This window comes from Porphyromonas bennonis DSM 23058 = JCM 16335, from assembly GCF_000375645.1.
GTDB lineage: Bacteria > Bacteroidota > Bacteroidia > Bacteroidales > Porphyromonadaceae > Porphyromonas_A > Porphyromonas_A bennonis.
In genome coordinates this window covers 1-20,151 of the sequence record NZ_AQWR01000023.1, presented here as the reverse complement: position 1 = coordinate 20,151, position 20,151 = coordinate 1, and the positions used below count along the sequence as shown (strand labels likewise).

The 20,151-nt window shown below is 54.3% G+C and carries 16 protein-coding genes and 1 tRNA gene; 9 read left to right on the top strand and 8 right to left on the bottom strand.

Annotated features, from left to right (window positions below):
- Positions 1-45: 45 nt before the first annotated feature.
- Positions 46-561: a hypothetical protein gene (locus B088_RS05370; protein WP_018107391.1), complete on the top strand. Its 516-nt coding sequence runs from the start codon at positions 46-48 to the stop codon at positions 559-561.
- A gap of 75 nt (positions 562-636) precedes the next feature.
- Here the strand turns inward: B088_RS05370 and B088_RS05365 are convergent, their stop codons facing one another.
- The 8 genes from B088_RS05365 to B088_RS05330 form a co-directional block, all read right to left on the bottom strand.
- A complete protein-coding gene (locus B088_RS05365) occupies positions 637-1,950 on the bottom strand; it encodes a hypothetical protein (RefSeq protein ID WP_025082092.1) in 1,314 nt (437 codons plus the stop codon).
- A 176-nt stretch (positions 1,951-2,126) separates the two neighbouring features.
- Positions 2,127-3,002 carry an FKBP-type peptidyl-prolyl cis-trans isomerase gene (locus tag B088_RS05360; RefSeq protein ID WP_018107389.1) on the bottom strand — a complete coding sequence of 292 codons (876 nt, stop codon included), beginning with the start codon at positions 3,000-3,002 and terminating at the stop codon, positions 2,127-2,129.
- 59 nt (positions 3,003-3,061) lie between these two features.
- On the bottom strand, positions 3,062-3,652 hold the full coding sequence (gene bamJ / locus B088_RS05355; protein WP_018107388.1) for a BamJ family beta-barrel-assembly machinery protein: 591 nt from the start codon (positions 3,650-3,652) through the stop codon (positions 3,062-3,064).
- A 193-nt stretch (positions 3,653-3,845) separates the two neighbouring features.
- Positions 3,846-5,390: a histidine ammonia-lyase gene (gene hutH, locus B088_RS05350; protein WP_018107387.1), complete on the bottom strand. Its 1,545-nt coding sequence runs from the start codon at positions 5,388-5,390 to the stop codon at positions 3,846-3,848.
- A 15-nt stretch (positions 5,391-5,405) separates the two neighbouring features.
- Entirely contained in the window at positions 5,406-6,032 is a 627-nt protein-coding gene (locus B088_RS05345) for a cyclodeaminase/cyclohydrolase family protein (protein ID WP_025082091.1), read from the bottom strand.
- Between the two features lie 15 nt (positions 6,033-6,047).
- Positions 6,048-7,307: an imidazolonepropionase gene (gene hutI, locus B088_RS05340; protein WP_025082090.1), complete on the bottom strand. Its 1,260-nt coding sequence runs from the start codon at positions 7,305-7,307 to the stop codon at positions 6,048-6,050.
- A gap of 7 nt (positions 7,308-7,314) precedes the next feature.
- A complete protein-coding gene (gene ftcD / locus B088_RS05335) occupies positions 7,315-8,292 on the bottom strand; it encodes a glutamate formimidoyltransferase (protein WP_018107384.1) in 978 nt (325 codons plus the stop codon).
- A 49-nt stretch (positions 8,293-8,341) separates the two neighbouring features.
- On the bottom strand, positions 8,342-10,345 hold the full coding sequence (locus B088_RS05330; RefSeq protein WP_018107383.1) for a urocanate hydratase: 2,004 nt from the start codon (positions 10,343-10,345) through the stop codon (positions 8,342-8,344).
- A 520-nt stretch (positions 10,346-10,865) separates the two neighbouring features.
- Between B088_RS05330 and B088_RS05325 the strand changes: the two genes are divergently transcribed.
- The 8 genes from B088_RS05325 to B088_RS05290 all read left to right on the top strand — a co-directional run.
- Positions 10,866-10,938, top strand: a tRNA-Thr gene (locus B088_RS05325).
- A 176-nt stretch (positions 10,939-11,114) separates the two neighbouring features.
- Positions 11,115-13,817 carry an outer membrane beta-barrel protein gene (locus tag B088_RS05320; RefSeq protein WP_018107382.1) on the top strand — a complete coding sequence of 901 codons (2,703 nt, stop codon included), beginning with the start codon at positions 11,115-11,117 and terminating at the stop codon, positions 13,815-13,817.
- A 121-nt stretch (positions 13,818-13,938) separates the two neighbouring features.
- The gene (gene lysS / locus B088_RS05315; RefSeq protein ID WP_018107381.1) at positions 13,939-15,489 is read left to right on the top strand and encodes a lysine--tRNA ligase; all 1,551 of its coding nucleotides are present in this window, start codon (positions 13,939-13,941) and stop codon (positions 15,487-15,489) included.
- Positions 15,490-15,491: 2 nt separating this feature from the next.
- Positions 15,492-16,535: an NAD(P)H-dependent glycerol-3-phosphate dehydrogenase gene (locus B088_RS05310; protein ID WP_018107380.1), complete on the top strand. Its 1,044-nt coding sequence runs from the start codon at positions 15,492-15,494 to the stop codon at positions 16,533-16,535.
- 24 nt (positions 16,536-16,559) lie between these two features.
- Entirely contained in the window at positions 16,560-17,276 is a 717-nt protein-coding gene (locus tag B088_RS08330; protein WP_018107379.1) for a Crp/Fnr family transcriptional regulator, read from the top strand.
- Positions 17,277-17,295: 19 nt separating this feature from the next.
- On the top strand, positions 17,296-18,711 hold the full coding sequence (locus tag B088_RS05300; protein ID WP_245546729.1) for an MATE family efflux transporter: 1,416 nt from the start codon (positions 17,296-17,298) through the stop codon (positions 18,709-18,711).
- A gap of 2 nt (positions 18,712-18,713) precedes the next feature.
- Positions 18,714-19,784 carry a metallophosphoesterase gene (locus tag B088_RS05295; protein ID WP_018107377.1) on the top strand — a complete coding sequence of 357 codons (1,071 nt, stop codon included), beginning with the start codon at positions 18,714-18,716 and terminating at the stop codon, positions 19,782-19,784.
- A 127-nt stretch (positions 19,785-19,911) separates the two neighbouring features.
- On the top strand, positions 19,912-20,151 hold a 240-nt coding region (locus tag B088_RS05290; protein ID WP_018106827.1), incomplete at its 3' end, for a transposase.

The window sequence follows — 20,151 nt, the reverse complement described above, 5'->3', positions numbered from 1 at the left end:
ACTACAAAATGGGTATCTTGTCCCCGTAACACTTAATCAACGCTTATGGATAGAGAAATAGACGACAAATGGGGCGACACCCAGCTGACCGCCAATAACGTGTCCGCAACCCGCCTGCTCAATCGAGCCGACTGGAGCGGATTCTTTGCCAGCAAGGGCTATAACGAGTCCTTCCCGATGGTGATCTACGCTCACGATGAGGCTGATCAGCTTTACTCTGATCTCGTCACCGAGGCCGGACTGGCACAGTCTCCTGACCGCCAGTCACGACTTCGAATAGGTGCATTTACTCGATTTGCCGACTTAGAGGACGGTTCCACCGAGGGAGCAGCCTGGCTGGTCCTGGAGGGTCTTGATGGCGTGCAAGAGGAGCTACGACAAGACCTCATCACCCTACTCCTGAGCGGGACTGCGGACTGGCTCCGAGAGAGCTACACTATGGACAAGATCACTCCACAGATCGACTGGGTAGAGACCCTCCCCGAGATCCTCGAGACCCTTGATCCGACCGAAAGGGGCACAGACTCCCTTATCTTCAGAGCCACCATCCGTCAGCAATAGCTTACTGACACCAAAATTAATAAGGGAGCGAAAGAGACTTCTCTTTCTCTCCCTTATCTTAGTAAGATCAACGGGTCAATACATATAGCCGATGGTCAGGAAGACAGTATGAGACTGACCATAAGGAGTCACATTCTTGTAGTTGTCCGCTGCCATCTCATCCGCATCCTTGATGGGGAAGCCGTACTTGTATCCGGCGCCGAAGAAGAGCATATTCCCATACTTCAGAGGGATGCCAAGGTCGCACCGGACGAGTGGTCCAACACTGATCAGGCTGTAGTCGGAGTGAAGGTCTCCGGTAACACATCCACTCAGGGAAGGAATAACATAGACAGACCTCAGATCAAGCGGCACCTGTAGACCCGCAAAAGCATTGAAGCTAAAAAGGGTCACTCGCTTGATGAACTCCTGGGGCACCTCCACTTCCTTGCGATCTTTCATCAAGAAGCTCGGATCCTCCGTTATCAGTGCGGCATCATCCACGAGGCAAGGCTGATTGAACCCTACAGACCCGCCATAGGTGAAGTACGTACCGAGTGATGAGCGGAGCCCGAGGTAGGAGGCCATTCCAAAGTGTGGGGTTAGGTTTTTAGCCACATCCGCAGTGTAGATAAGCTCGCCCGACAGAGCATCAGTAACCATCTTACGTGGCGGCAGAGCGAGGACTTGACCCCGGTCATCCCTAATGACCAGCTCACCCTTGCGGTGAGGATCGTAGTACTTGACCACCTTATCTATGTCCTCAAACTCCCACTTCAGCCCCCTCACATAGCTACAGAGCTCCGGATCATCGGCAAGGAATCTGACCACTCCGCCTCTAAACTGAGATCCCTCATAGTTGACCCCGTGTACCAGAGCAACCTTTCTCAAGATACCTCCGCGCTTCTCCAAGAATAGTGGGAAGCTGGGCTTTACCACAGCCATACTTCCTCCACCACGTATGATCCGCTGCTCGTTGCCGATGAAGAAGATGTCCCCTTTCTCATCAATCTTGTACGAAGAGGCAAGGAGGTAGGCGGTAAGCTCAGGTCCCTTATCTACGAGAGTCATCCATGTGGAATTGCTTCGCATGTAAGAGGAGAACTTTTTGTACTCAAAGCGATAGCTTGAGTCGGGTTGCTTGGGGTTGCTGAGCTCGATGCCTTTCAGGTCCTCTGACTTGAAGGTGCCGGCTGACTGAGTGAGGGCGAGGTCATCGAATAGCTTGAGCTCCTTGTCCCCCGACATGGGCATTCTGAGATACCCGGTGTAGGTGGCTCCTTCCTTGGTCTCCAATCGAGCCATACAGACATCCCTTTGCTCCGAGGTGAAGAGCTTCATCAAGCCACAGCCTGAGAGAAGCATCATAAGCCCGATCAGCAGGATCGATAAGTTACATGCTTGTTTCATAATGCTAACGAAACGAATAGGAATAATTATCGGCTATCTGTGCAACCCATATTGCAACTCGATAACCACACCGCAAATGTAAAAAAAACTAACGACGCAAAAAGGGGTGTGCCGAAACAACTCGACACACCCCTTTCGTCAAAGACACTATGCCTTAGTCAGGCACAATATTCTAATTACTTCTTTGCAGCGGGTCGCACCTCCTGAAGCTCCATCTCGAATGTAAGCAGCTCGTACGGACCGATCTGATCACCCGATCCACGCTGACCATAGGCGAGCTCACCGGGGATCCAGAGAGTCACCTTAGAGCCGGCAGGTACCTGCTGGAGTCCCTCGCTGAAGCCCTGGATCACTCCGGTAAGAGGAAATGTCGCAGGCTCACCGCGATCGTAAGAGGAGTCGAAGACGGTACCATCGAGTTTCGTCCCCTTGTAGTGAACCACTACAGTATCCTCGGCAGCGGGCTTGATGCCGTCGCCAAGCTTGTCGATACGGTACTGCAGACCACTGGGCAGCTCTACGACACCATCCTTAGACTTATTGGCAGCAAGGAAGTCAGCACCAGCCTTCTTATTCTGATCCTCGACGATCTTCTGAGCATTGGCGAAGTACTCCTGCATGTAGTTATTGATGGCGTCCATCGTCAGGGTCGTATCTACCTTGCCGGAGAGACCGGCAATCAGACCATCGATAAACTTCTGCTTATCGAGTGAGTCGCCGGGGATGCGAGCATTGAAGCCCTCCCATGAGTCAATGAGCTGAAAGCCCATGAGGTAGCCATTGGAGTAGGCTGCCTTGGCACTGCCTGAGGTGAGAGCATCGCGGAAGCCCTGGATGAACTGATCCTTCTTGGATGCAGAGTCACCTGGCACCTGATACTGATACTGGTCCCACTGCTCGTGCAGGGGCATGGTCTGTGAGAGACCTAAGAAGTATGCAGCAGAGTCCTGAGGGGTCACCAGCTTAGCGGTCCCCTGACCATTGCCACATCCCGTCATCACTCCCATGGCGGCTACAGTGCCGACGAGGAGGGTTACTACGGTCTTTTTCATGATGATTGTGTGATATTTAATGTGTTGATATTTTTCTTCAATGAGAGGGTGCAGGGATCTTACTTGCCTTCTATACCGAGGAGCTCGATCTCAAAGATGAGAGCCATATAGGGCTCGACCAGCTGACCGGCACCATGACTTCCATATGCATGCTCCTCTGGGATGACCACTCTCCACTTGGAGCCAACGGGCATCATCGGGAGCACCTCCTGCCAACCCTGGATCACTCCATTGACGGGGAAGGTCGCAGGCTCACCACGACGGACAGAGCTGTCGAAGATCTGACCATCGATACGAGTCCCCTCGTAGTGGCACTTGACTGTGTCGCTGGAGGATGGCTTGGGACCTTTGCCCTCAACCAAAACCTCATACTGTACTCCGGATGGGAGCGTTACGACGCCCTTACGTGCACCGTTTTCCTCCAGGTAAGTCTGGCCGGCTGCCTTATTGTCGTGGAAACGCTCTTGCTGCTGCTTAGTGAAGTATGTCTTCAGCACCTCCTCTGCCTCCTCATAGGTAATCTCCGGCTCTGCATCCTCGAGGACGCAGGTGAGCCCGCGCACAAAATCAGCAACAGTGAGATCCTTGATACCACTGCTGGCCAGATTATTACCGAGACTCAGCCCGAGGGAGTAACTTACTTTATCCATAAGATGATTGATATAAATGTCTTGTCACGTCAAAATCGCCACAAAGGTAACAAAAAAGGCAACACCCTCTCTGATTCACCTTTTTTTCCTTATGCTCTGAAGGATCTGACTTTGGACAAAAAAGACCTCTGATCCCGGTTCAACTAGGATCTGAGGTCTTTTTTGCTCCTCACGATGGAGGATTAGGTCAGTATTACTTCTGCAACTCTGCGAAGCAGTAGCTGTAAGCGAAGGAAGCACTCTTGTCGATGATCGGGCACATCACCACATCGTCCTCGATGAAGGGCACCTCCTGGCGGAAAGCCTGGAAGAGCTTCTGCAGCCTCGGTGAGGTCTTATCCTGATTGCCCTCAAGCTGGAGTGCCTGAGCAGCATTCAGCAGCTCGATACCGAGGATGGCGTAGAGGTTGTCCAAGAGAGGAAGCATCTTCGTGGCAGCATTGGCTCCCATGGAGACGTGGTCCTCCTGACCATTGGAGCTGACGATGCTGTCGGACGAGGCAGCAAAGCAGTACATCTTATTGCGACTGACCATAGCTGCAGCAGCGTACTGCGGGATCATAAAGCCGGAATTGAGACCGGGATTGGCCACCAGGAACTCAGGCAGACCCTTAAGACCAAGGATCAACTGGGCGGTACGACGCTCCGATATATTGCCAAGCTCTGCCATAGCGACTGCCAAGAAGTCCATCACGAGGGCGATGGGCTGACCATGGAAGTTGCCCCCGCTGACGATCAGGTCATCATCAGGGAAGATCGTGGGGTTGTCGGTGACGGAGTTGATCTCACGCGTGATCACCTCAGAGACGTAGGTGAAGGAGTCCCACGAAGCACCATGAACCTGGGGGATGCAGCGGAAGGAGTAAGGATCCTGCACTTGCGGCTTCGCCTTCTGCTGAAGAGAGCTCTCCTCAAGGAGTTTACGCATCTGGCGAGACACCTCAGACTGTCCGGGATGAGGACGAACCTCATGGAGCTGAGGAATGAATGGCGCCTGCAGTCCGTCAAAAGCCTCCAGTGAGACGGCCCCGATCGCTGTGGCAGCATAGAGAGCGCGACGACACATGATGAGGGCATACACGGCATGGGAGCTCATGAACTGAGTACCATTGAGCAGCGCCAGACCCTCCTTACTCTTGAGGGTAATGGTCTTGATGCCGGCGTCCTCAAAGGCCTTGTGTGAGCAGACCTTCTCACCCTTGTAGTACACCTCGCCCTCGCCGATCAGCGGGAGGAAGAGCTTGGCGAGAGGTGCCAAGTCGCCCGAGGCACCGAGGGAGCCCTTATCGTAGACGATCGGAGTGATATCGTGATTGAGCATATCGATGATGCACTGGACCGTAGCCACCTGAACGCCACTATTACCCAACGAGAGGGCGTGCGCCTTGAGGAGCAGCATGATCTTCACGATCGGTAGCGGCACCTCTTCGCCGTAACTACAGGAGTGACTCTTTACGAGATTCTCCTGCAGAGCGGTCAGGTCATCGGACGGGATGCTGATGTTGCATAGCGATCCGAAGCCCGTGGTGATACCATAGAGGGGACGACCGGCGGTCTTCACCTTCTCATCCAGATAGTCACGGCACTTCTGGATACGCTGCTTAGCGACGTCGGAGAGCTTATACTCGACGGACTCGGCAGTGATGAGTCGCTCGATCTCCTCGATGGTGATGTCCTTCTCACCGACTGAGTAGATGATATGCTCCTTGGTGCAGTAGGGGACTGATTTTAGTTTCATATAGTTGTAGTGTGGTTAGAGATTCTGATAGACGTGAGCAAGGATCTTCTGCTCTGACTCATTGACCTTTCGCTCAAGCTCAGCAGCGCGGTCGGCATGCTCCTTAACGAAAGTCTCATCCTTGATGGATCCGAGGTTGATGCGGACGTTGAGGAGTGCGCCGATCACCGCATAGCGGCAAGCCATCATAGCACAGCAGGCGTCCGTGATCGAGTTTTGGTTTCCCTTTATGATCACCTTCTCGATCAGGGGCATTAGCTCAGCAGCCTTCTCGGCCACCCTCATCGGCACGTCTGCTGCGATCTTAGTGCCTCGCTGGATCTCTGCGGAGCGGGCTTTCTTCTCCTCCTCCGTCTCCTTGGGCCACTTGAAAGCCGCAAAGACGACGTTAAAGGCATCGCTGTCCTTGTCGACAGCCTCGAGCAGCTCCTTCTGTATCTCAGAGACACGAGAGACGATCTCGCGCATCTCATCCTCGACATCGGCATACTTCTTCTTGCCGATGGTGAGGTTGCCCACCATAGAGGTGAGAGCAGCAGCGATGGCGCCATTGAGGGCGGAGACGCTACCACCACCGGGGGCGGGAGAGTCACTTGCCAGCTCATCGATGAAGCCGGCGACGGTCATATCTATTAGTTTCATTATAAATGTAGTCGATTAGTTGTGGTAGGGGATCCCGCCCTTGACGGTGGTCTCCACGATATTCATCCCGAAGTGATAGGAGAGGAACTTATAGGAAGGGTAGCGTAAGATCACTACATCGCCTGCCTTGCCCTCCTCGATCGATCCGATCTCATCCTGCAGGCCAAGTGCGGTCGCAGCATTGATAGTTAGGGCGGTAACTGCCTCCTCGACACTCATATGCATATAGATGGTTGCGAGAGCGATCATCAGCGGGATCGAGCAGGAGAAGCAGCTGCCGGGATTGAGGTCTGAAGCGAGGGCAACAGCACAGCCGGCATCGATCATCTTACGCGCAGGAGCATAGTCATCCATTAGGGAGAAAGCGGTCAGCGGCAATAGCGTCGACACGGTCTGACTCTTCGCCATCTTGTCGATGTCCTTATCTGAGATCTTCAGTAGGTGATCTGCAGAGAGGCAGCCGAGATCAGCCGCCAAGCCTGCGCCTCCAAGAGGATAGATCTCGTCGGCATGCATCTTCGTGGCAAAGCCCATGTCCTGAGCCGCAGACAGCAGACGACGGGACTGCTCGAGGTCAAAGACATTCTTCTCAGTGAAGATGTCGACATTCCGAGCCAGTCCTCTCTCCTTCACGATCGGAAGCATCTCCCGGATGATGAAGTCAATATACCCGTCCGGGTCACCCTTATACTCAGGAGCAATGTCGTGAGCTCCGAGATAGGTGCTGACGACATCTATCGGCTGCATCTCATCCAGTCTCTTAGCCACCTCAAGCTGACGGAGCTCAGTCTCCTTATCGAGACCATAGCCGCTCTTGGCCTCCATCGTGGTGACACCCATACGGAGCATGGAGCGAAGGTGAAGCAGTGCCGCCTCGGTCAACCCCTCTGCGGAAGCCTCACGAGTGGCAGTCGTGGTGGCTGCAATGCCGCCCCCCTTCTCCATAATGCTCATGTAGCTCTCGCCGGCGAGACGCCACTGAAACTCATCCTCACGGAAGCCGCCGAAGACCAAGTGGGTATGTGAGTCCACAAATCCCGGCAGGACACAGTGGCCCTCAGCATCGATCCGCTCAACCTCTGTCCCCACCTGAGGACAGTCGGCAGAGGGACCAGCATAGGCGATCTTGCCATCACGGATCAGCACCGAGGCTGGTCCGGATAGCACCCAGATGTCTCTCATCGCCTCCCTTCCCCTCCGGGTAGAGCCGGCGACAGTAACAAGCTCGCCGATATTTTCGATAAGGAGATCTCCCTTCCTCTTATTGTTCTCCATCATCGGCTTACTTTCCTTGCTGCTTAGCGAGCTTATACTCCAGCACCTGATCCATCTGGAAGTTCTCCACCTGGAGGAAGTCTACAGCCTGCTTCGCCATCTCCTCAATGCTCATCTCGCCCTCAGCGATCTCCTCCTTGTGGAGGTAGTAAGCGAGAGTCTCTCGGAGAGCCTCCTCGGGGATCATCCCGATGATCTCAGAGCCGACGATCTTGGCTCCATAGCGCTGAGCCTCCATACGGACCATCTCATGAGCGCGGTAGATGGCAGTCTTCTTATAGTTCGTCAGGTTCATCGACACCTGCGACTGATGACGCTCAGTCAGGTCGACACCCATACCCTTGCAGAAACGGAGTCCTCCACCGATGTGGCGGACACGCTTGGCGATGGCGGTAGCATGATCTACGTTAGGGTCGTCGAGGTTGACATTATAGGCAACGAGGAACATACGAGCACCCACAGCAACGACTCCGGCAGTGGGGTGAATGTCGGAGGGACCAAAGTCTGGGTGCCACTCAGGCTCGTGGATCTTCTCCTTCATACCCTCAAACTGTCCCTTACGGATCTTAGCAAGATTCTGCCGCTCAGGAGCAGTGGCGGAGTCCTCATAGAGGAATACAGGGATGCCGATCTCCTCACCAATGATCTTACCGACCTCCTTAGAGAGCTCGATAGCCTCCTCCTGAGTCACGCCCTTGACAGGGACAAAGGGGATCACATCGACAGCTCCCATACGGGGGTGCTGACCAGTGTGGTGATTGAGGTCGATCTTCTTGACTGCGATCTTGACAGCCTCGATGACTGAGGTCTTGAGTGCCTCGGGCTCACCGACAAGCGTCACGACCATACGATTGTGATCCTCATCATGACTCCAGTCGAGGAGGGTCATCCCCTCAGTGTGCTTGAAGGGCTCGAGGATGGCCTCCATCACCTCCATATTGCGTCCCTCACTAAAGTTGGGGACACACTCCATTATCTTTTTCATTGTAAGTATATAGCTTGTTCTTAATTGTTTCTTTGTAAAAGGTGGACCCTCACTTAACCAGGTCGTTGATGAGCTGATCATCCACCAGCTCGGGCATCGTAATGTGGTAGTAGTCGGAGTGGGACTCATTGAACTCCTTCGCCGTGCTCATCGCATTGTCATTACGTGCCCAGGAGCGACGAGCCACGCCATTGATCACATCCCAGGTCATGGCTGACTTGATGATCTGATCGGTCTGCTCGGAGCCATCGAGGAGGAGGCTAAAGCCACCATTGACCGACTTACCGATGCCGACACCACCACCGTTGTGGAGAGTCACCATACTCATACCGCGAGCGCAGTTGCCGGCAAAGCAATTGACCGCCATGTCCGCCATGACGTTACTACCGTCGTAGATATTGGAGGTCTCTCGGAAGGGCGAGTCGGTACCACTCACGTCGTGGTGGTCGCGGCCCAGCATAACGGGCCCGATCTTACCCTCACGGACCATCTCATTGAACTTAAGGGCGATCCGTACCCTACCCTCGCAGTCCTGGTAGAGGATACGTGCCTGTGTACCGACGACGAGAGCATTCTTCTCCGCATCACGGATCCAGACATAATTGTCTCTATCCTGGTAGCGTCTGGTGGGATCGATGCACTCCATAGCCGCATGGTCGGTCGCTCTCAGATCCTCCGGCTTGCCACTCAGGCAGACCCAGCGGAAGGGACCGTAACCAAAGTCGAAGAGCAGCGGACCCATGATGTCCTCCACGTAGGATGGCCAGATGAAGCCCTCCTTGTCATCGACGCCATTCTTAGAGATCTCCTTGACACCGGCATCGAAGACTGCCTTCATGAAGGAGTTACCGTAGTCAAAGAAGTAGGTTCCTCTTGATACGAGCGTCTTGATAGCCTCGAAGTGGCGCTTCAGCGTAAGGTCAACAGCGCGCTTAAATTCCTCCCGATCCTTCTCCAGCATCTCGGTACGCTTATCGAAGTCAAGTGTTACCGGGCAGTAGCCACCGATATAGACAGCATGGCAGCTGGTCTGGTCGGAGAGGAGGTCGATGTGGATATTCTTCACTACCGCATACTCCAGCAGATCGACGATGTTGCCGTGGTAGGCGATAGAAGTGGGCTTCTTGCTCTTCATGCCCTCAGCGGCCATCTCGAAGGCCTCCTCCTTGGTCTCCGCTACCATCTGTACCCAGCCCTGCTCCAGGCGCTGTCCGATACGGGAGGCATCCACCTCGGCGACGATGGAAACAGCACCGGCGATATCTGCCGCCTTGGGCTGAGCTCCACTCATACCTCCGAGACCAGAGGAGACGAATAGGCGACCGGCGAGGTCTCCATCCTCAGGGATACCGAGCTTCAGACGACCGGCATTGAGGAGGGTATTGAAGGTGCCGTGTACGATCCCCTGCGGGCCGATGTACATCCAGCCTCCGGCAGTCATCTGACCATAATTGGCGACACCCATCTCGGCTGCCACCTCCCAGTCGTCCTGATTATTATATTCGCCGATCATCATCGAGCTGGTCTCGATGACGCGGGGAGCGTCCTCGCGGCTCTCAAAGACTCCCAGCGAGTGACCACTATGGAGCACGAGGGTCTGACGCTTGGTCAGGTTTCGGAGATAGTACATGACGATGCGGTACTGCATCCAGTTCTGGAAGACCTGACCCATCTCGCCGTAGGTTACGAGCTCGTAGGGATATAGCGCGATGTCGAAGCAGAGGTTGTTGTCGATCATCACCTGAAGTCCCTTGCCGGCGAGACACTTGCCCTCGTAGTCGTTGATCGGCTTAGCGGAGAGGTTACCGGTCGGGCGGAAGCGATAGCCATAGATACGACCTCTCTCCTCGAGCTCCTTCAGGAACTCAGGTGCAAGCTCCGCATGGAACTTCCGCGGGATGTAGCGGAGAGCATTTCGCAGTGCCACTTCTTTCTGGTGCTTCGTCAGCCGACAGCCTCTGTCGGGCGCTCGACGGATACCGGACTCAAACTTCGGGTAGACAGGCAGCTTTCCACCGGGGAAGAGCGCCTCTTCAAACATATTGTTATCCATTAGATTGATAAGGAATGGTGGTATATAATTGTCTTTCTGACGGTCCAAATATAAGCATATTTTCTCGGTTCCGGCACCCTTTACTGCTGTTTTGTCAGCTCTAACGCGTTTTATGAGCAAGTAAGGACTGCGACCAAGGAGGCTCTCCCCATCCGAGGTATTTCTATTACCGATATTAGTCGCGACTAATACCGATAATAGTGTTCACTAGTATCGGTAATAGTATTCTCTAATACCGATATTAGATTTCAGCGAGATAATGGGGGTATTTTACACCACTGCCAAACCTGTTATAGGCCTCTCTATTACCTTACGATCGACTCGCCCTACCCCCCTTCGACGGTTCATATGCTTCGGGACAGTACACTTTGAGAGTAGGGAAAAAGTCCGTACCTTTGCAGTGTCAAGCCGACAGATACGGGCAAGTCCTACACGGCCAGCTCCCCACGAATCCCCCCAGGGCTTGATCGCAGCAAGGGTAGTGGGTTGTAGCGGCGCGATGTAGACAGCTTGCCCACCTGCCTTCTTAGCTCAGTTGGTAGAGCTTCTGATTTGTAATCAGATGGTCGTAGGTTCGAGTCCTATAGAAGGCTCCCGTTAGGAAGCGACTGTAAGTACGATAGATCGTCACTTACAGTCGCTTTTTTTCTTTCCTCACTTTCGGTAAGTTTGCTTCCAGAGTTACACACTCACTCCTGCGACAGTTTTAGGACATTCACCACCTCTACACCGGATGGATCACTCACCCGCCATAATGCGCCCTTCCGCTATGATGGGGCTCTTTCTCACTTTACTTCTCCTACCCACAGTCTATGCGCAGACCAGCTCCGGAGAGATCAAGGGGCGAGTCTACGACGAAGAGCAAAAGGAGTGGATGACCGCTGCGAGTGTGAGGCTCCTGAGTGCCTCTGACTCGACGCTGGTGCAAGGAGTGATGACGGATAAGCAGGGTCACTTCAGGCTCAGCGTCTCCACTCCCGGCAGCTACTTAGTCGACATCAGCTTCATCGGCTACACGCCGTACAGCAAGGCGGTATCCATAGACAAGAGCACCAAGGTCGACCTTGGGAAGATCAAGCTCTCACCCACCTCCACGGCACTGAGCGAGCTGAAGGTCGTGGGGCAGTCGAGTCCTGTGACGATCAAGAAGGACACGGTTCAGTTCAGCGCCGGTGCCTTCAAGGTTCGTCCCGGAGCCTCGGTGGAGGAGCTATTGCGCCGGATCCCCGGGATCGAGGTGGACGCTGAGGGCAACATCACCTATAATGGGGAGTCCATCGAGCGGGTGGAGCTGGACGGCAGAGACTTCTTCTCTTCCGATCCGACCATGGCAACGAAGAACCTTCCCGCTGATCTGATCAAGAACGTGCAGGTAGTCGACAAGAAGTCCGAGCAGACCCGACTTACCGGAATGGACAACGGAGAGAAGACGAAAATACTTAATCTGAATGTCAAGGAGGAACTGAAGAAAGGTCTTCTCGGCAACCTCAAAGCCGGATACGGAACCAAAGACCGCTACCGAGTGGACCTGATGGGGTCGGGATTCAGGGGAGACGAGCGCGTCACTCTCCTCGCCAATCTCAACAACACCGATGGCGTACGACGCGGAAGAGGGGACAGAAAGCGTCGCTCAGTGGGAGCCAACTATGACAATAAGATAGGCGATAAGCTCAACGTCACCGCTGAGCTCTCTTATCGGGAGAATGACAACACCCTCTCTAGCCGAATGACTCGGGAAAACCTCCTCGGGAACGCCAGTCATACTACCACCGACCGCACTACCTCATCCCAGGGGAACCTCTCTCGCCGAGGCTCTATGAACGGTCGTCTGGAGTGGACTCCCTCCGACAAGACCGCACTCTTCTTTATGCCGGATATCAGTATCGGTCGTAGTCGATCCCACTCGCTGTCCCAGTACAGCACAGAGGCCAGGGAGGGCGAGACGATCAATTCAGGCTCCTCCGAGAGTGAGGAGAAGAGCAGCAATGAGGGAGCAGGCGGCTATCTCCACTTCCGCCACACCTTTAATGACGAGGGGCGAAATATCTACGTCAGAGTCTTTGGGAGGCACGAGTCGGGCGACAGCGACGGGACACTGAAGAGCGTCACCTCCTTTACCAAAGGCAGCCGTAAGGAGATCCTAGACCAGCTCACAAGCTCCCGCAACGAGAGTAACCGAGGGGGCGTCTCCGTCTCCTACCTGGAGCCTCTCAGCAAGTACTGGTCGCTACAGGGGAGCTACAGCCTCGACGGAGAGTACAGGACGAGTGACCGTCTCGCCTATAGAGCAGATGCAGATGGCAAGTACACCATCCTGGACAAGCGCTACTCTAGAGGCTCCACCAATCGGTACCTCAACCACCGGATAGGTGCCATGGCACGGTATCAGCCGAGACCAAAGAGCAGTATCTCTCTCGGAGTCGACGCCCTGCCCACCTACACGCACACCATCACCACGGACGGCGAGGAGGTCACTTATGACCAAGAGCGGAGCATCGTCAATTATGCCCCGTCCCTTATGGTCGACCTGAGAAATGACCGGGGTCTACAGTATATGCTCCACTACAGAGGGCGCACCAGTCAGCCCTCTATGGAACAGCTGAGTCCGGTTACCATTCAGACCTCGCCACTTTCTCAGACGACCGGTAACCCGGACCTGCTCCCCTCATTTAGGCATACGATCTTTATGCGCGGATCGATGGGAAGTCGCGAGAAGCGTCAGAACCTGCAGATATTTGGTTACATGAGTACTGTGAATAATGCGATCATCAACCGTCGCGAGTTAGACCGAGAGACCGGTATCAGCCGGACCACTTACGAGAACGTGAATGGCGTCTACTACTTCAGTGCGGGCGGGTCGCTGAGCTTACCCTTGGCCAAGAGCCTGACCTCCTTCACTAACGGTCGCTTCGGGGGGAATAGAGGCAAGGGGTATGTGAATGGGGAGCTGAATACCTCGCTCAGCAGTACCGTCAATCTCTCCGAGAGGATTACCTGGTCAGGAGAGTATCTGCAGTCTACGATGGGCTTCTCAGGGGACTACAACCACCTGACGAATACGGTGTCCCGCCAGAGTGATCGAAAGACTCTCGACTACAGACTCTTTTGCGAAGCCACCTGGACGCCTCCCTTCGGTCTCAGCCTCTCCCATCGTCTCTCCTACAGAGATGCCAGGGGGTATCACGACGATGTGAAGCGAAATCTCTGGATATGGGACCTCAGCCTGGGCTACTCCTTCCTCAAGGATCGGAGGGGGACTCTGGAGCTGGAGGCAGTGGATCTGCTGGGGCAGCGGAGTACCTTTCGCCGGACATCGACCGCACAGTCCATCACCGATATGCTCTACGAGGGTGTCACATCGTATGTTATGCTGACCTTTACTTATAAGTTCAATTCCCTCCCCACTGCGGACAACTCTTCCGACCGCTCCTACAGATCGAGGTATCGATCTCAGCACTATCATATGATGTAAGAATGGGGTCCTGCTTTTATAGTGGGCTACAAAAGCGTTACCTTTGCAGATAAGTGTACCAGACAGATGGTTCCAATACACTTGAACTCTAATTAGTTAAGAACTCATCATCAGAAAAGACATGGAGAGACAATATAGTGAGCAGGAGCTCCTGCGCCGTGATAGCTTACAGAAGTTGCGTGACCTGGGGATCAACCCCTACCCCGCTGAGGAGTATGTGGTGGATGCCACCTCGCAGGACATCAAGGACCATTTCTCGGATGATGAGGAGCAGCCTCGACAGGTCAGGATAGCCGGGCGACTGATGTCCCGACGGATCATGGGCAAAGCCTCCTTTGCTGAGATCCAGGACAGCGAGGGCAGGATCCAGCTCTACATTACCCGCGACGACATAGCCCCTGAGGAGGACAAGACGCTCTATAATGTGGTCTTCAAGAAACTCTTAGACATTGGCGATATCATCGGGGTGGAGGGCTTAGTCTTCCGCACCAAGATGGGGGAGATCAGTGTCCATGTGCAGAAGCTTACTCTGCTCTCCAAGTCACTTCGTCCTCTCCCGGTCGTGAAGGTGAAGGATGGGGAGACTTATGATGCCTTTACCGATCCGGAGCAGCGCTACCGCATGCGCTATGTGGATCTGATCGTGAATCCGCAGAATAGAGACATATTCATCAAGCGGACTAAGATGTACACTGCCTTTAGGGACTTCTTCAATAGTCGAGGTTTCTTAGAGGTGGAGACACCCATTCTGCAGACGATTCCCGGCGGGGCATCGGCTCGTCCTTTCATCACCCATCACAACGCTCTCGACATTCCTCTCTACCTGAGGATAGCGGATGAGCTCTTCCTCAAGAGACTGATCGTCGGCGGGTACGATGCGGTGTACGAGTTTGGGAAGAACTTCCGCAACGAGGGTATGGACCGTACACACAACCCCGAGTTTACCGGGATGGAAGTCTATGTCGCCTACAAGGACTACAACTGGATGATGGAGATGACCGAGCAGCTGCTCGAGTACACCGCACTCCAGGTGAATGGGAAGACGACCGTGGAGCTGGATGGCAAGACCATCGACCTCAAGGCTCCCTATCGGCGACTCACCATGACCGATGCCATCAAGGAGTATGGAGACTACGACATTACCGGCAAGTCTGAGGATGAGCTGAGAGCCAAGTGCAAGGAGCTCGGGATTGAGGTAGACGACTCCTTCGGTAAGGGCAAGCTGATCGATGAGCTCTTCGGCGAGATCTGCGAGGAACACTTGATCCAGCCCACCTTCATTACCGACTACCCTGTGGAGATGTCTCCTCTGACAAAGATGCACCGCACCAAGCCCGGGCTTACGGAGCGCTTTGAGCTGATGATCAATGGCAGTGAGCTTGCCAATGCCTACACTGAGCTCAATGACCCGATTGACCAACTGGAGCGCTTTGAGGATCAGCTGAGGCTGTCCGAGAAGGGAGACGATGAGGCGATGTTTATCGACCAAGACTTTGTCCGAGCCCTGGAGTATGGTATGCCCCCGACGAGTGGTCTCGGGATCGGGATGGATCGCTTGGCGATGCTGCTGACAGAGCAGGATACCATCCAGGAAGTGCTGCTCTTCCCCACGATGAAGCCTATCTCCCAGCCTAAGGAAGAGGCGGAGGGAGCCGACTCTGATAGCGAGTGAGTATGAAGGAGACACCCTCTAAGAGTGCGACCGACCCTAAGTCTTCTGCCACACCGGAGACGAAGATCGGGCTTATCGGTAGCGGGAGCTGGGCTACAGCGTTAGCCAAGATCTTGCACGAGACCGGTCAGGAGTTTAATTGGTACTTCAGGTTCCGCAGCCAGATCCGGGCTTTTAAAAAGCAGGGGCACAACCCCAATTACCTTACTTCGGTCAGCTTTGACACCTCCAAGATCCACTTCTACAGCGACCTCACAAAGCTGGTCGAGGAGAGCGACACCCTTCTCCTATGCACCCCGTCACCCTACCTCAAGGGTATACTTCAGAAAGTGGAGCCGGAGAAGTACAAGGGGAAGGTCTTCCTCAATGCCGTCAAGGGGATCATCCCCGACAGCTATCAGCTGGTATCAGACTTCCTGTCCAGCGAATTTGGCATACCGATGTCCCAGATCGCCGTCATCTCCGGTCCCACCCACGCTGAGGAGGTGGCGATAGATCGAACCAGCTACCTAACGATCGGCTGCGAGGACAAAGAGACGGCGCTACGACTGGCACCGCTGTTTCACGCACCCTATGTCCATACGGTGATCAGTACCGACGTAAGGGGGATCGAGTACAGCAGCGTGCTGAAGAATGTCTACGCCATTGCCTCGGGTATCACCCAGGGGATGAAGCTGGGAGACAACTTCATGGCGGTGCTGATCTGCAACGCCACCGGGGAGATCAAGCGCTTTATCCGCACCGCCACCGAGAGTCGACCGCAGGTCTATGACTCTGCTTACTTAGGAGACCTCTTGGTGACAGCCTACTCCCGATACAGCCGCAACAGAACCTTCGGCAACTACTTAGGCAAGGGTTATGGAGTCTATGAGGCGCAGCTCGAGATGGAGATGATCGCAGAGGGCTTTTACGGCGCTAAGTGCATCCACGAAGTAAATAAGCGGTATGGCGTAGAGATACCGATTGCGGACGCGGTCTACGACATACTCTATGAGCACGTCAAGCCGGAGCAGGCATTTAAGAACCTAAAGCCGCTCCTGAAGTGAGCCGAGGGCCGAGACAGGAGTACTATGTCGCACCATACCTCTGAGTCGAGGACTCCTTTTCCCCACATCTCAACGCTGATCCCGGAGCTTTGGGACTGTCTCACAGACCGAGAGAGGGAGATCTTTATCCTACGGAGCAGGGTGTACACCTGTGAGGAGGGGGAGTGCATCTATCCCCATGCTCCTGCAGCACGGGGCGAAGAGAGGAGCGTCATCACGTTGGTTGATGGCCAGGCACTGACCTACTATCTCTACAATGGCGAAGTACCGATCCACTTTACCGGAAAGGAGATGCTGGGTCTTGCGCGCCTACTCACCGGCATGGAGGACTGGTACACCTGCAAGGCGCTCACGAAGTGCCTCGTACTCTCCCTCCCGGCAGAGATCGTGGAGATGGTGATAGACAATAACGCAAGAGCCTCCAAGCTGCTCCTGACAAGAGCTCTCAGGGCTTTGCACACCAAGGATATGCGCCTGATCGTGCTCAATACCCGTCGCATGCCGGGGAGGATGGCCTCGACGTTGCTCTATCTGGATCAGCTCTTTGGCAGAGAGGGGGACGGACAGACGCTCCGTGTGAGACTGACCAGGTGCCTGCTGGGTGGTCTGAGCAATATGACCACCAGCAATGCCACCAGAGTCCTACGCTCCTTAGAGGACGATGGGATGATAGCACTACAGGGAAAGGAGATAAAGATACTGAAGGAGACCGCCCTCGTAGATGTCAGTCGTCACGGATGAACGACAAAACATTGGATGAATGAAGAGAGAAGAGAAAAGAATTAACATGGAGAATGCCGATATCCTCGGCACTGCTCCGATCAGAAAACTATTACAATTTTACGCTTGGCCCTCAGTCATAGGGGCTGTGGTCAATACTCTATACAATGTAGTCGACCGGATATATATTGCTCAAGGGGTCAATAGCCTAGCCCTGTCCGGTCTCTCAGTCACCATGCCCGTGATGGGTGTAACCCAGGCTGTAGGCACCCTCGTCGGGATGGGTGCCGCCTCGAGGATCTCCATACTACTCGGGCAGCAGAGGAGAGAGGAGGGGGAGAAAATGCTAGGTAGTGCCTTCCTCCTATCTCTCACGATCAGCAGCCTCGTGATCGTCTTGCTGATGATCTTTGCGCGCCCGCTTCTGATGCAGTTTGGTGCCTCTGAGGCTTCCCTGCCCTATGCCCTCGACTATCTGAATATCGTCCTGCCGGGAAATATTTTTGCCAACATCACCTACTCCTACAATGCGGTGATGAGAGCAACCGGTTACCCCAAGAAGGCAATGAAGACGATGCTCATCGGTGCGGTGCTCAACTTTGTACTTGACCCAGTGTTCCTCTTCGTATTCCATATGGGTATCGCAGGTGTCGCCCTTGCCACCGTGATCAGTATGTTTATCGGGATGATCTGGGTGCTCCACCACTTCACTCGACCGGATACCAATGTCCGACTAAGGGTGAGAAACTTCAAGTTCAACTGGGGCTACACCCTTGCGATCGTCTCTATCGGTGTGGCGCCCTTTGTGACCCACCTGATGGCGAGCATCGTCAATATTTATAAGAATCGACTACTCTACGACTACGGGATGACCTCCCCGATAGACTTCTACAGCGGTGACCTGGCGGTAGCTGCCAATGGAGTGATCCAAAGCGTGGCGATGCTGACGCTGATGTTTATGTTCGGCATCTCTCAGGCGACCCAGCCTATCCTTGGTTATAACTATGGGGCGGGAAATCTCGGAAGAGTACGAGACACCTTCAGGATCGCGCGGAAAATGAATTTCCTCATCGGGGTCATTGGTGCCTCCATTACCCTGATATGGCCCGGGATCGTGGCTCGAGCATTCACGTCAGACCCACAGCTGATCGCAGTCTGTGAGGTGGGGCTAAGGATCGAGCTGGCAGCCATGTGGGCGGTCGGCATCCAGGTGACGGGAGTCCAGTTCTTCCAGAGCCTCGGCAAGGCAGCTCGTGCCCTCCTGCTGAGCTTCTCACGGCAGCTGATCTTTCTCGTGCCAGCACTGGCGATCCTTCCCCGTGTGATGGGTCTCACCGGAGTATGGACCGCCCTACCGGTGGCGGATGTACTCTCGATGATCCTATGTATGACGATGACCTCAGCCTACTTCCGCAAGCTAGCTCACCCCTATAATCGGTCTAAGCAGCGCACCTGAGTATGCGGTACATTTTCTTTGTCCTCGTACAGATCGCAGTGGGCTATGCCCTCAGTCGCTATGCCGGACGAAGAGTCCACAGAGATCAACTGCTCAGCAAAGTGCTAATGTGGTGCATCATAGCCCTTCCGATCTTCTCCATCGGTATTATTCTGACCACATCCCTTCAAGGTGACAGAGCACCCGAGCTGGTGACAGACCTACTCATTGCAGAGATCTACTTTACCGCATTCTTCATCCCCTTTGACAGCGCCACCAAATGTCGCTATGGTCGCGTGACCGCCCTACTCTGCCTATCGCTGATCCTACCGGTGATGATCGCAGGGAGAAGAAATGTACGAGAGCCGATCACTACCCACTACCGCATCGTACTGCCTGACGAGAAACCCTCAGACAGCGTCCGGATAGCACTCGTGACTGACATTCACTTAGGCAACCTCTTCGGAGAGGAGGATCTTGCAAGGATGGAAGAAATGATCGAGCAAGCTTCGCCGGACTATGTCTTCATCGGAGGGGATCTGATCGATAGAAATCTTAGCGAGGTGGACACCCTTACAGCGGCATACCACTTATCCCGCATAAGAGAGAGGACCCCAGGCCTCTACTTCGTCCTCGGGAACCATGAGTACTATGGTGACTTGGATGAGAATATACAGTGGATCTCTTCGATCGGGACCCTACTTCGTGACAGCGTTGTGAGGCTCCGCCCGGACCTCTATCTGATCGGGAGAGACTACTACAGAGCTCGGGATCAGGACATAGTGCCACTCAGCAACCTCGTGGATCAGGTGCCGGATGGAGCGACCACGATATTGCTGCAGCACCGACCTCGCGAGCACTGGGAGAGCGACCCGGCAGTTGGCGGGATAGACCTTACCCTCACGGGACACACTCACGCGGGGCAGATCTTCCCGATGCAGATTTTCCAGCCACTCCTCTTTAGCCACAACTATGGTTGCCATTCCTCCGGCGACGGCACGCTCATCATCTCCTCCGGCTACGGCGCCTCTACCTCGCGTCTCCGCATCGGGACCAAGTCCGAGATCGTTATCATCGACTTGCTCTTCATGTGACTCTGCGAGTATACAGTCCTAGTAGTATTCAATCAACTGTGTACTTTTTTCAGGAATCGCATACCCATTGACAGAAATCTATTACCGGTGTGGTGTCCTAGAAAAGTACACACATAGAGGAGCAGAAATGAACAACAAGAATGAAGCGAAAAAGTCGGGAGAAACCTCTCGGAAGAGCCAAAAAACGGGTCTAAAACAGAGGAGCTACAGCGACAAGTTTAAATTAAAAGTCTTGCGCGAAATGGTATGTACGGGCGAGACTCTCGAGGCACTAAGTAAGCGTCACGACGTGCCGATTACAACCATTTCCCGCTGGACCAGTACCTTTGGGGTCACAACCCCAAAACAAATCAGAGAGCAGGTTATG

Bases quoted from the DNA above. Each gene is read 5' to 3' on its own strand.
- B088_RS05370 (WP_018107391.1), top strand. From the start codon at position 46: ATGGATAGAGAAATAGACGACAAATGGGGCGACACCCAGCTGACCGCC.
- B088_RS05300 (WP_245546729.1), top strand. From the start codon at position 17,296: ATGAAGAGAGAAGAGAAAAGAATTAACATGGAGAATGCCGATATCCTC.
- hutH (WP_018107387.1), bottom strand. From the start codon at position 5,390: ATGAAACTAAAATCAGTCCCCTACTGCACCAAGGAGCATATCATCTAC.
- B088_RS05365 (WP_025082092.1), bottom strand. From the start codon at position 1,950: ATGAAACAAGCATGTAACTTATCGATCCTGCTGATCGGGCTTATGATG.
- hutI (WP_025082090.1), bottom strand. From the start codon at position 7,307: ATGGAGAACAATAAGAGGAAGGGAGATCTCCTTATCGAAAATATCGGC.
- B088_RS05360 (WP_018107389.1), bottom strand. From the start codon at position 3,002: ATGAAAAAGACCGTAGTAACCCTCCTCGTCGGCACTGTAGCCGCCATG.
- bamJ (WP_018107388.1), bottom strand. From the start codon at position 3,652: ATGGATAAAGTAAGTTACTCCCTCGGGCTGAGTCTCGGTAATAATCTG.
- B088_RS05320 (WP_018107382.1), top strand. From the start codon at position 11,115: ATGATGGGGCTCTTTCTCACTTTACTTCTCCTACCCACAGTCTATGCG.
- B088_RS05310 (WP_018107380.1), top strand. From the start codon at position 15,492: ATGAAGGAGACACCCTCTAAGAGTGCGACCGACCCTAAGTCTTCTGCC.
- ftcD (WP_018107384.1), bottom strand. From the start codon at position 8,292: ATGAAAAAGATAATGGAGTGTGTCCCCAACTTTAGTGAGGGACGCAAT.
- lysS (WP_018107381.1), top strand. From the start codon at position 13,939: ATGGAGAGACAATATAGTGAGCAGGAGCTCCTGCGCCGTGATAGCTTA.
- B088_RS05330 (WP_018107383.1), bottom strand. From the start codon at position 10,345: ATGGATAACAATATGTTTGAAGAGGCGCTCTTCCCCGGTGGAAAGCTG.
- B088_RS05295 (WP_018107377.1), top strand. From the start codon at position 18,714: ATGCGGTACATTTTCTTTGTCCTCGTACAGATCGCAGTGGGCTATGCC.
- B088_RS08330 (WP_018107379.1), top strand. From the start codon at position 16,560: ATGTCGCACCATACCTCTGAGTCGAGGACTCCTTTTCCCCACATCTCA.
- B088_RS05345 (WP_025082091.1), bottom strand. From the start codon at position 6,032: ATGAAACTAATAGATATGACCGTCGCCGGCTTCATCGATGAGCTGGCA.